Source organism: Streptomyces sp. NPDC003247 (assembly GCF_042888135.1).
Classification (GTDB): domain Bacteria; phylum Actinomycetota; class Actinomycetes; order Streptomycetales; family Streptomycetaceae; genus Streptomyces.
On record NZ_JBIAPF010000010.1, the window covers coordinates 248,212 to 261,022 of the forward strand.

General features: G+C 70.1%; 12 protein-coding genes. 11 read left to right on the forward strand and 1 reads right to left on the reverse strand.

Annotated elements, in window-relative coordinates; genetic code table 11:
• Positions 1–144: 144 nt before the first annotated feature.
• From ACFYWQ_RS30930 to ACFYWQ_RS30945, 4 genes are read left to right on the forward strand one after another with little or no spacing between them, the layout of a single operon-like run.
• Entirely contained in the window at positions 145–1,296 is a 1,152-nt protein-coding gene (locus ACFYWQ_RS30930) for a cytochrome P450 (protein ID WP_389520891.1), read from the forward strand.
• Entirely contained in the window at positions 1,293–1,487 is a 195-nt protein-coding gene (locus tag ACFYWQ_RS30935; protein WP_389520892.1) for a ferredoxin, read from the forward strand. The genes ACFYWQ_RS30930 and ACFYWQ_RS30935 overlap by 4 nt, the downstream gene beginning before the upstream one ends.
• Positions 1,484–2,623: an NAD(P)/FAD-dependent oxidoreductase gene (locus tag ACFYWQ_RS30940; RefSeq protein ID WP_389520894.1), complete on the forward strand. Its 1,140-nt coding sequence runs from the start codon at positions 1,484–1,486 to the stop codon at positions 2,621–2,623. The genes ACFYWQ_RS30935 and ACFYWQ_RS30940 overlap by 4 nt, the downstream gene beginning before the upstream one ends.
• A gap of 10 nt (positions 2,624–2,633) precedes the next feature.
• Positions 2,634–3,560, forward strand: coding sequence for a LysR family transcriptional regulator (locus ACFYWQ_RS30945; RefSeq protein WP_389520896.1), 927 nt, complete (start codon positions 2,634–2,636; stop codon positions 3,558–3,560).
• Between the two features lie 41 nt (positions 3,561–3,601).
• On the opposite strand, the gene ACFYWQ_RS30950 is transcribed toward ACFYWQ_RS30945, so the two are convergent.
• Complete coding sequence (locus ACFYWQ_RS30950; protein WP_389520897.1) at positions 3,602–4,210, reverse strand: TetR/AcrR family transcriptional regulator; 609 nt, start codon at positions 4,208–4,210, stop codon at positions 3,602–3,604.
• A 156-nt stretch (positions 4,211–4,366) separates the two neighbouring features.
• Here ACFYWQ_RS30950 and ACFYWQ_RS30955 point away from each other — a divergent pair, with 156 nt between their 5' ends.
• The 7 genes from ACFYWQ_RS30955 to ACFYWQ_RS30985 are packed head-to-tail and all read left to right on the forward strand — an operon-like array spanning position 4,367 to position 12,789.
• Entirely contained in the window at positions 4,367–6,043 is a 1,677-nt protein-coding gene (locus ACFYWQ_RS30955) for an MFS transporter (protein ID WP_389520899.1), read from the forward strand.
• A complete protein-coding gene (locus ACFYWQ_RS30960; protein WP_389520901.1) occupies positions 6,040–7,008 on the forward strand; it encodes a phosphotriesterase in 969 nt (322 codons plus the stop codon). The genes ACFYWQ_RS30955 and ACFYWQ_RS30960 overlap by 4 nt, the downstream gene beginning before the upstream one ends.
• Before the next feature lie 22 nt (positions 7,009–7,030).
• The gene (locus ACFYWQ_RS30965; RefSeq protein WP_389520903.1) at positions 7,031–8,002 is read left to right on the forward strand and encodes a phosphotriesterase; all 972 of its coding nucleotides are present in this window, start codon (positions 7,031–7,033) and stop codon (positions 8,000–8,002) included.
• 4 nt (positions 8,003–8,006) lie between these two features.
• Positions 8,007–9,143, forward strand: coding sequence for an FAD-dependent monooxygenase (locus ACFYWQ_RS30970; protein ID WP_389520905.1), 1,137 nt, complete (start codon positions 8,007–8,009; stop codon positions 9,141–9,143).
• Between the two features lie 3 nt (positions 9,144–9,146).
• The gene (locus tag ACFYWQ_RS30975) at positions 9,147–10,106 is read left to right on the forward strand and encodes an alpha/beta hydrolase (RefSeq protein WP_389520907.1); all 960 of its coding nucleotides are present in this window, start codon (positions 9,147–9,149) and stop codon (positions 10,104–10,106) included.
• Positions 10,103–11,059: an MBL fold metallo-hydrolase gene (locus ACFYWQ_RS30980; protein WP_389520908.1), complete on the forward strand. Its 957-nt coding sequence runs from the start codon at positions 10,103–10,105 to the stop codon at positions 11,057–11,059. The genes ACFYWQ_RS30975 and ACFYWQ_RS30980 overlap by 4 nt, the downstream gene beginning before the upstream one ends.
• Positions 11,056–12,789 (forward strand): CocE/NonD family hydrolase, encoded by a 1,734-nt coding sequence (locus ACFYWQ_RS30985; RefSeq protein WP_389520910.1) that lies wholly within the window; start codon positions 11,056–11,058, stop codon positions 12,787–12,789. Before ACFYWQ_RS30980 ends, ACFYWQ_RS30985 begins: the two co-directional genes overlap by 4 nt.
• Positions 12,790–12,811 lie beyond the last annotated feature (22 nt).

Here is a 12,811-nt window from a genome sequence, read left to right on the forward strand (position 1 = left end):
CCCGGGCAGCGCCTGGTCGCGACCGGGGAAGCGCTGCCCATGCATCGATGACATGCATGAAAGGTCATGCGAAACATCTGTTGGACGCATGTGGTGCCGGACACTTCTCATGGTTCCATGCCTCACACTCCACCGGTCTCCGACGTGGACCTCTTCGCCGACGACGTCGTCGTCGACCCCTATCCGACCTATGCAGCGTTGCGTGAACTCGGCGCGGCAGTCCATCTGCCGCGGAACGATGTCTACGTGCTGACCCGTTACCACGCCATCCGTTCCGCCCTCGCCGACTGGGAGACCTTCTCCTCGGCTGGAGCGATCGGCTTCAACCCCATGGTCAACGAGGCGCTGACGGGCACCTCGCTCGCCTCGGACCCGCCGGTCCACGCCCGACTACGGGCAACGCTCACCGAGAACCTTTCACCGCGTGCCCTGCGCGGCCTGACGGGCCGGATCGAGGCGAAGGCCGATGCGCTTGTCGCGGACCTGGCCGAGCAGGGCTCGTTCGACGCGATCGACGCGCTCGCCCGGGTCTTCCCTCTTGAGGTCGTCGCCGACCTGATCGGCTTCAGGGGCGATGCCCGCGACAACATGCTGCGCTGGGGCAAGGCCGCCAACCAGGTCATCGGCCCGATGAACCAGCGCACGGTGGAGAGCTTCCCGATCGCCGGTGAGCTCTACGCCTGGTGCTCGGCGGTGACCAAGGCGGACCTCGTGAAGGACTCCATCGGTCATGCGATCTTCGAGGCCGAGGAACGTGGCGCCATCCCACCAGGTGCGGCCGGCCCGATCATCCATCAGTACCTCGCCGCCGGGGTGGAGAACACCGTCACCGCGCTCGGCAACATCATCGCCCTCTTCGCAGCCCACCCCGACCAGTTCGAGCTGGTTCGGCGGGATCCCTCTTTGATCCCCGCCGCGTTCAACGAGGTGTTGCGCTACTGGGCGCCGATCCACGCTTGGGGACGCAGGACGACGAAGGACGTCGAGATCGACGGTGTCACCGTCCCGGCCGGCGCGCAGATCGCCATCCTCTTCGGCGCCGGCAACCGCGACCCACGCCACTACGACGAGCCGGATGTCTTCCTCGTCGAACGCAATCCGGTCGACCACCTCTCCCTCGGGTACGGCGTGCACGGCTGCGCCGGTCAAGGGCTTGCCCGTCTTGAGGCCCACGCGATCATCGGCGCCCTCTCCCGGCGCGTGAAGCGCCTGGTCGCGGGCGCCGAGACGCGCGTTCCCGGCAACGTCACCCGCAGCATCGACCTGCTGCCCGTTCTGGAAGTGGTGCCCGCATGAAGATCGTGCTCGACCGCCCCCGCTGCGAGGGCCATGGTCTCTGTGAGGAGGCGGCCTCCCGGTTGATGCATCTCGACGACGACGGCGAGCTGGTGCTCGACGTCGAGGACGTCGCGGAAGGTACGCCGGAGGCAGCCGCCGCGGGCGCCGCGGTCAGGGTCTGTCCCGTCGCGGCCCTGAGGCTGGCATGAGCGGCCGCCCGGAGCGGATCGTCGTCGTCGGCAACGGCATCGCCGGCGTCACCGCCGCCGACGGCCTGCGGGGAGCCGGGTTCGACGGTGAGCTGACGATCATCGGGGACGAGCGCCACGCGGCGTACAGCCGTCCCGCGCTTTCCAAGGCACTGCTCGCTCCGGCCTCGGACCTGAGCGCACACCGCCTCCCGGCGCCCACGCACGGGGCGACCGAGATCCTGGGCGTCCCGGCGACCGGGCTCGACGTCGCCGGTCACAGGGTCACTCTCGCCGATGGCTCCGCGCAGCCGTACGACGCCCTGGTGGTGGCCACCGGCTCGCGGGCTCGCCGCCTCACCGGCTCGCCGCACGAGCTGACGCTGCGTGGCTTCGACGACGCGGTGGCACTGCGCGAGCGCATCGCCGTGGGGCGATCGGTGCTCGTCGTGGGTGGCGGGCCCCTCGGTATGGAGATCGCCTCGAACTGTGTGGCCGCCGGCTGTGCGGTGACGCTGGTGTCGCAGGGCGCGCCGCTGGTCGAGCAGATCGGAGCGCACCTTGCCGGTGTGTTCACGGCCGCAGCGCGAGAGCGAGGCGTGCGGATCGTCGACTCGGGTGCGGTCTCGGTGGAGCACGACGGCGACCGTGCCCGTGTCGTCGCCGGAGACGGTGCCGTCCATGAGGCGGAGGTCCTGGTCAGTGCGGTGGGCGACATTCCGAACGTCGAGTGGATGTCCGGTACCGGCCTGGTCACACACGGTGCCCTGCATGTCGACGAGAGGGGGATGCTCGGCCGCGACATCGCGGCCGTCGGTGATGTCGCGGCCTTTCCCACGACGCGGGGTGTACGTCGCATCCCGCTGTGGAGCAGCGCGATCGAGCAGGCCAAGGTCGCTGCCGTCGCGCTGATGAGCGGCGCGGACGCGCCGCCCCTGGCATTCGAGCCGTACTTCTGGACGGAGGCCTTCGGGCTCACGCTCAAGGCCGTCGGTGACCTGCCGGTGGCCGGTGAACCCGAGTACGTCGACGGCGGTCCCCTCGGCCCCGCCCTGATGCGCTGGGCCGGCGTGGACGGCGCCGGATCTGCTGTGGCACTCGACTACCGCATCCCGATCCCACGACTGCGCAGGGTGTGTGCGACCGCCGGTGCGTAAGGTGGTTGGCATGGGTGTCGATGAGGAGAGCCGGGCCGGTTCAGGCCTGGACCGGCTCTCCAACGTCGACCTCAACCTGCTCGTTCCGCTGCTTGCCGTGCTCGAGGAACGGTCGGTGACCCGTGCGGCGGAGCGCGTCGGCCTGACCCAGCCGGCGATGAGCCATGCGCTGCGCCGCCTGCGCCGGCTCCTCGGTGACGACCTGGTGGTACGCCAGGGGCGCGGCGTCACTCTCACGCCGCGGGCGCTCCAGCTGATCGCCCCGGTGCGGCAGGCGCTGCAGCAGGTGGCGGACGTGGTGCGGTTCCCCGGCTTCGACCCGGCAGCGGACCGGCGCACGATCACCGTCGAGCTGACCACGAGCACGGCCTTCGCGATCGGGCCTCGGCTCGGACGCCTGGTGGCCGAGCGTGCCCCGCACACCACCCTGCGCCTGCGTACCCTCACCGTTCCGACCGAGGACACCTTCACCGAGCACGGTGTGGACGTCGTCCTGGTGTCGGAAGGCTTGGCCACGTCGTACCCGCGCGAACGCCTGTACAACGACCGGTGCGTCCTTGTCGCGTCGCCGGAGCTTCCGCGGGAACTCGGCGCCATGGACCTGCTGACCACGCAGCCGCACGTGGTCGTCGACACCGGGCGGCGTGAGCGCGTCTTCCCCTATCCGCAGCTCGACGAGATGGGGATCGAGTACCGGGTGGGGCAGCTCGTCTCCGACTACGTGCTCGTGCCCTATCTGGTCACCCGCGCGGGCGGGGTGGCGCTGATGAGAGGCAGGGTCGCGGCCGAGATGGCATCGGTGGTTGACCTGCGTGTCGAGGAGCTGCCGTTCCGTCTGGCTCCGCTCGGGATCGACATGGTCTGGAATCCGCACCTGAGCGACCAGGGGTTCATGGAGTGGCTGCGGCAACTGCTCTTCGAAGCTGTGCACGGCTGACCGCGCCGGTCCGCAAGCCGGCGCGGTCAGGTGAGCAGCCGTCAGGTGAGCAGTGACGTCCAGCTGTTGACGAGCTCGTCCAGCATCTGCTCGCGGTCGATCTTCCAGTCTGTGTCGCCCCAGTGCTGCGCCACGAAGTCGAGCTGGGCCAGCGCGAGCACGCCGCGGAAGTGCCGCTGGTGCGGCGCGAAGCGCCCGGCCTGTGTCAGGCCGTCCTCCACGTCGCCGACCGCTTCCTCCATCCACCGCTCGACGAGGTTGGTGAGGTCGGGCTCGATCACCGCCGCTTCGCGGCCGAGGCGGACGATCGGTTTGATCTCTGGCCAGGACTTCGCCGTCCGACGTATCCAGGCGTCGATCGCCTCGCGGGTGCCGGCCGCGACTGTCGCGACGAGGTCCTGCGCCGTGGACCCGTGCTTGGGGGAGCGGACGCGCTGCAGCCTCTCGTTGAGCTGCTCGTCGATGAGGGCCTGCATCAGCGCGCTGCGCGAAGGAAAGTACGCGTAGAAGGTCACCCGCGTCGTCCCCGCCGCCGTCGCGATGTCATCCACGGTCGTGGCTGCGTATCCCTTCTCCTGGAACAAGTTCAGCCCTGACTCCAGCAGCAGTCGCCGGGTCATCTGTTTCTGCTGTTCACGCAGGCTCGCCATACCCACAGCGTAGGGGAGCGCGGCGCATGGCCATCCTACGTGAAATATGTTGGACATACGCACTGAACATTCTCTTGACGTTGCGTAAAGGTAATGGCAACGTTCCCCCGGACCGCGGTTCTCCGGTCTCACCCCCTCCCTTTCGAAGGAGCGTCCATGAGAGACGCAGCACCGGCGAGAGCCCGGGTCGCCCCCACTCTGGTGGCCGGCTGCCTGGCAGTTTTCGTCGCCCAGGTGGCCTACTCGCTGCCCGCCTCGATCCTGGGCACGATCCAGTCCTCGCTCGGGATATCGGGCGCCCAGCTGACCTGGGTCAGCGCGGTCTTCGCCACGGCGATGGTCATCTTCGAGCTGACCTTCGGCGTCGTCGGCGACATGTTCGGCCGCAAGCAGCTGCTGCTCGGTGGCCTCGCCGTGCTGGCCGTCGGCGAACTGATCACCATCGCCGGGGCCGACAACGTGCACTACCTCTGGGTCGGCCAGGCCGTCGCCGGCATCGGCGCCGGGGCGCTCTACCCGATCTCGCTCACGATGATCGCGGCAGCCGCGCCGGACACGAAGGCCCGCGCCCAGGCCATCGCACTGTGGGCGGGCTTCCTGTCCCTGGGCGCGGCCGTTTCGCCCATCGCCGCCGGCGTACTGGCGCAGAACGGCCATTGGAGGGCAAGCTTCTGGATCCCGATCGCGCTCGCCGTGGTTGGTCTCGTCGTCGCCCTGCCCTCTCGCGACTCCTCCGCATCAGAGGGCCGCGCACTCGACATCCCGGGCCAGGTCACCTTGATCATCGGTCTGGTCTCGCTCATCTGGGCGCTCACCCAGGGCTCCGCCGTGGGCTACCGCCAGGGTTCGATCGTCCTCGGTTTCGTCGTCGGGGCGGCCTTCCTGATCGCCTTCGTGGTCGTCGAGCTGCGTACGCCGTCGCCGCTGCTCCACCTCTCGCTGTTCAGGAACCGTGCGTTCGCCGTCACCGGCATCACCGCGATCACCGGCATGTTCGGCTACCTGGCGACCTGCTTCTCGATGACGATGTTCCTCGGCTCGGTGACCCACGTCGGTGCGGTCTGGATCGGCATCCTCTTCCTGGTCATCCAGGTCCCCGCACTGCTGCTGGTGCCGCTTGTCGCGAAGCTCATCCACTCGGTCAGCCCGCGGTGGGTGCTCACCACCGGCTACCTGCTCATCGCCGCCGCGGCCTTCTGGTCCTCGAACCTCGACGCCCACGACTTCGTCACCGCACAGGGGGCACCCCATGACGCGGCCTGGGTGAAGTTCATCGCGCCGATGGCGCTCAACGGCGTCGGGTTCGCGCTCACCGTCGGATCGATCACGGCCGTGGCGATCAACGCCGTCCCGCTGCGCCTCGCCGGCATGGCCTCGGCCACCACGAACCTGCTCCGCGACTTCGGCTTCGCGCTCGGGCCGGTGATCGGCGGGTCCCTGTCGACGGCGCTGGCCAACAACCGCCTCGGCGACGGGCTCGGCAAGGCGCTGGGGGAGGCCCAGCTGCCGCAGCCGCTGCGGGGCGTGGCGGCGGGCATTGCCGAACAGGGCGGTGCGGTCGCGATCAACTCGCTCCAGACCCTGCCGCCGCCCGGCACCACCATCCCGGGGGTGAAGTCGGTGCCCATGCCCGCCGCCCTCCACGAGCTCGCGTTCGACGCGCTCGGCCACGCGTTCAGCCTGACGTTCCTGACCGCGGCCGCCTGTGCCGCCGCCTCCGCCCTCCTGACCGCCGTCGGCCTGGTCGGCGCCAGGTCGGGCTCGCAGTTGCACGCCGAGGACGCCACTGACGAAACCGCCCCTGCCGTCTCCCTGACCGGAGGAACCCGATGACCACCGTCCACACAGTTCTCGGCCCGGTCCAGGCCGACGAGCTCGGCGTGGTGTCCGTCCACGAGGCACTGCTCTCGGTGCTCCCGGGGGCGCAGTACGCCCATGACATCACCATCGACCGGGCCGAGGCCTTCACCGTCCTCAAGGCCAAGCTGACCGCGTTGCGCGAGGCCGGCGGAGGCACGCTCGTCGATGCCACCGGCCAGTTCCACGGCCGTGACCTGAAGCTCCTGGAGGCGCTGTCCCGCTCGACCGGTGTGCACATCGTCGCTTCCACCGGTCAGGGGCCCGAGGAACTGCTCGGCGGCTACTTCCTCACCCCGCAGACCAACCCGCCGACGCCGTGGCCGGCTGAGAAGTGGGCCGACCTCTTCGGCAAGGAGATCACCGAGGGCATGGTCGTGCCGCGCGTCGAGCGCCGCGCACCGGCCGGCCTGATCGCCACGGCCGTCACCCGCTCGGGCGCCACCGCCACCGACACCGAGCTGCTCAGGGGTGCCGCCCGGGCGGCGCTCGCCACCGGCGTCCCGGTCTCGTTCCGTTACGGCAGCGACCCTCTCGCCGAGCTCGACGTCGTCCTGGCGGAGGGCCTCGACGCCGGCCGGGTCGTCGTCGCCGGTCTCGACCGCGTCGACGCGGCCGGCCTGGCGGGGAAGGTCGCCGAGCGCGGTGCCTACGCCGCCCTCGACCACGTCGGCACCGAGGGCCGCCACGACGGCACCGACCACCTCACCGACGCGGCGCGGGCCGCGCTGGTGGCCGAGCTCGTGGCAGCGGGTGCGGGACACCGCGTACTGCTCTCCTCCAGCGCCACCGGAGCGGCCTTCGGTCACCCGGCGACCGATGTCGCCTACTCCCACGTCCTGACGGACTTCGTCCCCGCTCTGCGAGGCCACGGCCTCGGTGACGAGGACATCCGGCGGCTCCTCGTCGAGAACCCCGCCGCCCTCCTCACGGTGAGCTGAAAGAGAGAAGGCTGAAAGGCTTATGTCGCGAGTCAACACCGTCCTCGGTCCGATCCCCGCCGAGGAGCTCGGGTTCGTCGCCGTCCACGAGCACATCGGTTACGGCATGCCAGGGTCCGAGCTCGACACGCAGTGGTGGAAGACGCCGGAGCAGCGCTACGAGGAGACCGTTCCCAAGCTGCGGACGTTCCACGAGAACACGCTTCCGTACGGCGGCGGGACCTTCGTCGACGCGACCGGCATCTGCAACGGCCGGGATGTCAACTACTACCAGTCGCTCTCCGAGAAGACCGGGGTGCACATCGTCGCCTCGACCGGGTTCGTCGGTGGCGACACGGCCCTGCCGTTCTTCGAACGTGCCGACGTCGACTACCTCTACCGCCAGTTCGTCCACGAGATCACCGTCGGCATCGGGAACACCGGTGGCCGGGCGGGAATCATCAAGGTCGGCGTCAGCCGGGGCTTCAGGATGAAGGAGCTCGATCTCCGCATCTACCGCGCCGCCGCCCGCGCCGCGCTCGAGACCGGCGTACCGATCTTCACCCACCTCGCGGTCGACGTCGAGCCCGCCATCGAGGTCTTCAAGGAGGAGGGCCTGCCGCTGGACCGCGTGCTCTTCGGGCACGCCGACGACGGCGTCAGCCAGGGCAGGGTGCGCGACCGCTGGATCGCCGAGCAGGGCGGCCGGATCGGCTTCGACACCTTCGGATACGACCTCGAGCTGCCCGACCCGCCGTTCTGGGGCCGCCCGCGGCAGGAGCGTCTCGAGCACTTCCTCGGCTACCTGCGCGACGGACTGGTCGACAGCGTCCTCGCCTCGGCCGACGCGAACTGCAGCCCGCTGGGATGGCCCGGAGTGAAGGGCCACACCATCAACTACCTCTTCGAGGTCCTGATCCCCGCCCTGCGTGAGAACGGCATCGACGACGCCACGATCACCAAGATCTTCGTCGACCTGCCCGCGGGCTTCCTCACCCTCCAGCCCACGAACTGAAAGCATGACCATGGACATCACCCACCTGAAGATCGCCGTCGTCGGCGCGGGTTACGCGGGCGCTGCCGCCGCCAAGGCGCTCAGCAACCTCGGCGCGCAGGTCACCGTCTACGAACAGGCGAGCCAGATCCGCGAGGTCGGCGCCGGCATCGGCCTGCGCCCCTCCTCGATGCACCAGTTCAACACGCGCGGCAGCGGCGAGGCGATCAAGGCGGTCAGCTCCCCGAGCGGCGCCTTCGAGATCCTCACCGCCGACTGCCGGCGCATCGCCCAGGAGGAGTGGCCGGAGAAGGACGCCTACGGCGAGACCACCCGGTTCATCCACCGCGGCGACTTCATCGACGCGCTCGTCGGCGTGCTGCCGGAGGGCATGGTCAAGCTGGGGCACAAGCTGGAGAAGATCGAGGACGGCGGAAGCACGGCCACTCTCCACTTCGCGGGCGGCGAGACCGCGACCGCCGACCTGGTCGTCGGCGCCGACGGCATCAAGTCGGTCGTACGCGAGCAGCTCTTCAGCGACCGGCAGCCGGTGTTCGCCGGCGAGCACGCCTACCGCGCCGTCATCGACGCGGCGGGCACGTACGACATGGTCGCCGACGGCAACCTGCGGATGTACATCGGTCACGGCACCAAGATCTACCTGCTGCCGCTGCTCCACCGCGGTCAGGTCTCCTTCGACATCACCGCGCTCAACCCCGACAGCACCTGGGCGCCGACGGTGACCAAGGAGGACATCCTCCGGACGGTCGAGGGCTTCGACGAACGGATGGTCGAGATGACCCGTGACCTCGACATGGACACCGTCAACGTACGGGCCGTGTACGACATCGACCCGGTCGACGTCTGGCACTCCGACTCGGTGGTGATCATCGGTGACGCCGCGCACGCGATGTGCCACCACCAGGGCCAGGGCGCCAACTCGGCCATCCTCGACGCGGGCGCACTCGCCGACGCACTCGCCGGGGCCGACTCGGTGAAGGCCGCCCTCGCGAGCTTCCAGGCGGCCCGCAAACCGATCACCGACGAGCTCCAGCGGATCTCCCGCAACGGCTGGACCGACGACGAGGTCAACGACGTCTTCCCCGGCCAGAAGCCGGGCCAGATCGCCGCGACGACCACCGCCTCGGCGACGGAGGGCTGACCCGTGCCCCTGCACCCGGAGATAGCGAAGTTCGTCGCGACGCTGCCACCGCCGCCGGCGCGGCTCGACCCGGTCGCGATGCGCGCCCACGACGAGTCCCATGCGGCGGCGCCCGAGGACCGTCTGCCGCTGCACTCGGTGGAGGACCTGACCGCCGCCACACCGTACGGCGACGTACCGGTCCGTGCGTACACGCCCACCGGGGAGACGGCGTACGGGCTGCTGGTCTACTTCCACGGCGGCGCCTTCTTCCTCGGCAGCGTGGAGACGCACGACCACGTCGCGCGGTCGCTCGCGAAGGCCACCGGGTTCAAGGTCGTCTCCGTGGGCTACCGGTTGGCCCCGGAGCACGCCTTCCCGGCCGGCCTGGAAGACTGCTACGGCGTGGTGCGCTGGGCCGCCGAGAACGGTGAAGCTCTCGGCTGGGACGGCGAGAGGCTCGCGATCGCCGGTGACAGCTCGGGCGGCACGTTCGTGGCCGCGGTCGCCCAGGCGGCGCACGACGACGGCTTCGGCGCGATCACCCACCAGGTGCTCTACTACCCCTCCCTCGATCTCGACTTCGACGAGGACCGCTACCCGTCGCTGGTCGAGAACGCCGTCGGCTACGGCCTGGAGACGGCCGGTCTGAAGCCGTTCAACGCGTTCTACGTCGACAGCGGCGCCGATCCGGCCGACCCGCGGGTCTCGCCGGCCAAGCGGGACGACCTCTGCGGACTGCCCAGGGCGCTCGTCGTCACCGCCGAGTTCGACCCGTTGCGCGACGAGGGCGAGCTCTACGGCCGCCGGCTCGCGGAGGCCGGCGTCGAGGCGGTCGTCAGCCGTTACGACGGCGCTGGCCACGGCTTCGTCCAGCACTTCGGGTGGCTGCCCGAGTACCGGAAGGTCTTCGAGGAGACCGCCGCGTTCCTGAACGACGGGGCTCCGGACGCGGGGGGCCCGGACGGAGGCGGGAGCCGATGACGGTCGCCGTCCACCCGCTCTTCTCGCCCTGGGGCCGCTTCGGCCTCTACAGCTTCCTCATCGACGCCCCCGAGCTCGCCGTCGTCGACACCGGTGTCACCGGCTCCCCCGCCGCGATGGCCGAGCAGCTGGCCGGACTCGGCCGCCGCGTCGAGGACGTGAGGTGGATCCTGCTGACCCACGGTCACATCGACCACGTCGGCGGCGCCCACGCCCTGTGGGAACTGACCGGCCGGCGGGCCCAGGTGGTCATCCACGAGGCGGACGCCCCGATGCTGCGCTCGCGCAGGGCCCATGTCGAGGAGTACCTCGCCGGCCGCGGCCGCTACCTGAACGACCCCGGGGGCGAGGCCGCGGTGACCGCCGCGACGGAGGCCGTCATCTCCGGCGAGATGGAACCCACGATGCTGCTCAGGGGCGGTGAGACCCTGTCCCTGGGCGGTGGCGTGACCGTCTCCGTCCACTCCGTCCCCGGGCACACACCCGGCTCGGTGGCCTATGTCGTCGACGGCCAGAACGACGTCTTCGTCGGGGACGCCGTCCAGATCCACGGCGCCGCCAACGGCTTCCCGGGGTACACGGATCCGGCCGCCTACCGCACGAGCATCGAGTACCTCCGCGACCGGGTGCGCCCGAACCGCCTCTTCCTCGGCCACCCGTACCGGCTGCGGGACCAGGAGTCCCCCGGCGTCGAACTCGACGGGGAGCAGGCCGCGTCCATGCTCGCCGCAAGCCTCGACATCGAGTCGGGGGTCCGCGCGGCCGCCTGCGACTGCCTGGAGCCCGCGCTCACCGCCACCGACTCGCCGTACTCCCCCTTCGCCCCGGCCGCCGAGCGACTCGGCTACCGCGGCGACCCGACCCTTGAGCCGTCCCCGTTCTTCACGACGATGCACGGCTACCGCACACAGGCGACACAGGCCGCCCCGGCCACGCAGGAGAAGAACCGATGACCGACCACAACTGGCGAACGCTCGAGACGGGTTCGCAGAAGATCGCGGTCCACAAGGACCTGCGCGTGCCGATGCGTGACGGTGTCACGCTCGCCGCCGACGCCTACCGGGGCACGGAGGACAAGCCGCGCCCCGCGCTCGTGGCGCTGAGCCCGTACGGCAAGGAGCTCCAGGCGCTCGCCCTCACCACCCCGCCGCAGCGCCGGCCGTCCCCGATGTGGGACGGGTGCATCGAGGCCGGCGACATCGCCCGCGTCGTCGCGGAGGACTACGTCCACGTCATCGGCGACCTGCGCGGTTCGGGTGCCTCCGAGGGCGAGCACATCGGCAACTACAACGCCGGCGGGGTGTCACTCGGCCAGGACGCCTACGACGTCATCGAGTGGGTCGCCGCGCAGCCGTGGTGCGACGGCAACGTCGGCATGATCGGCATCTCCTACTTCGGCTCGATGCAGATCTTCGCCGCCGCCGAGCGGCCCCCGCACCTGAAGGCGGTCTTCGTCTCCGGCGGCCACTACGACTTCTACGAGACGACGTACCACGGCGGCGTCATGTGGTTCATGCCGCGCGCCGCTCGCGAGGGCCGTGGCGGAGACTCCGGCTGGGCGTTCACCGACCGGATCAAGTCGCGGATGCTCGAGACGTATTCTCCCGAGGAGATCGAGGAGCGCGTCGCACGGCGGCTGGCGGACCCGGACATCGCGGCCTGGCCCAACCTCGTCCACCTCCTCAACTACCCCAAGAACCACGAGGCGTGGTTCGACATCGTGATGAACGAGCTCGACGGGGAGTGGTACGAGGAGCGCAACCCCGTCAACCTCGCGCGCGCCATCGACATCCCCGTCTACCTCCAGATCGATCAGGGACGCGGCTGGACCGTCGACGGGCACATCGAGCTGTTCCACGCCCTGAAGGGTCCCAAGCGGCTCGACATCGGCGCCTACCCGCCGATGCAGTCGCGCCCGTGGGTCGAGGAGCACGAGAAGATGTTCCGCTGGTACGAGTACTGGCTCAAGGGCGTCGACAACGGGATCATGGACGAACCCGCGGTCAACGTCTTCGTGGAGGGCTCGCGGCAGGTGATCGGCGCGGAGAACTGGCCGCCGAAGGAGATCGACCACCGCTCGCTCTACCTGCGCCCGCGCCGCAAGCTGTCGTTCTCGCCCGAGCTGATGGGTGCCGAGCACGCCGCCCCGGACGGCTTCTACCAGGCACCGCTCACGGTCACCGACAAGGTCGAGATCATCGACTGGAGCACTCCGCCCTTCGAGGAGCCGACGGAGATGATCGGCACCGGTGCGGCGCACCTCTTCGTCGAGATCGACCAGCCCGACACCAACCTCATCCTGCGGCTCTGGGACGAGGCGCCGGGCGGCGGTCGGCAGCTGATCACCACCGGCTTCCTCAAGGCCTCGCACCGCGAGCTCGACGAGCGCACCACGGAGGGCGACCCGTACCACCCGCACACGCGCGCCGTGCCGGTCGAGCCGGGCGTGATCGAGGAGTACGTCGTCCGGCTCTACCCGTTCGCCGCGACGTTCCTGCCGGGCCACAAGATGGTGCTGCAGCTCTCCAACGACGAGCCGCTGGCCGACGAGCACAACTCTCTGCTGCCGCCCGACGCCTTCCACCTCCCGGTGGGCCGCCCGGTCACGCACAAGGTCTACCGCGACGCGGCGCATCCCTCGCGTCTGGTACTGCCTTTCACGACCAGCCGGACGGAGGAGTGAGCCGGGGCGACCTGTGCGTGGC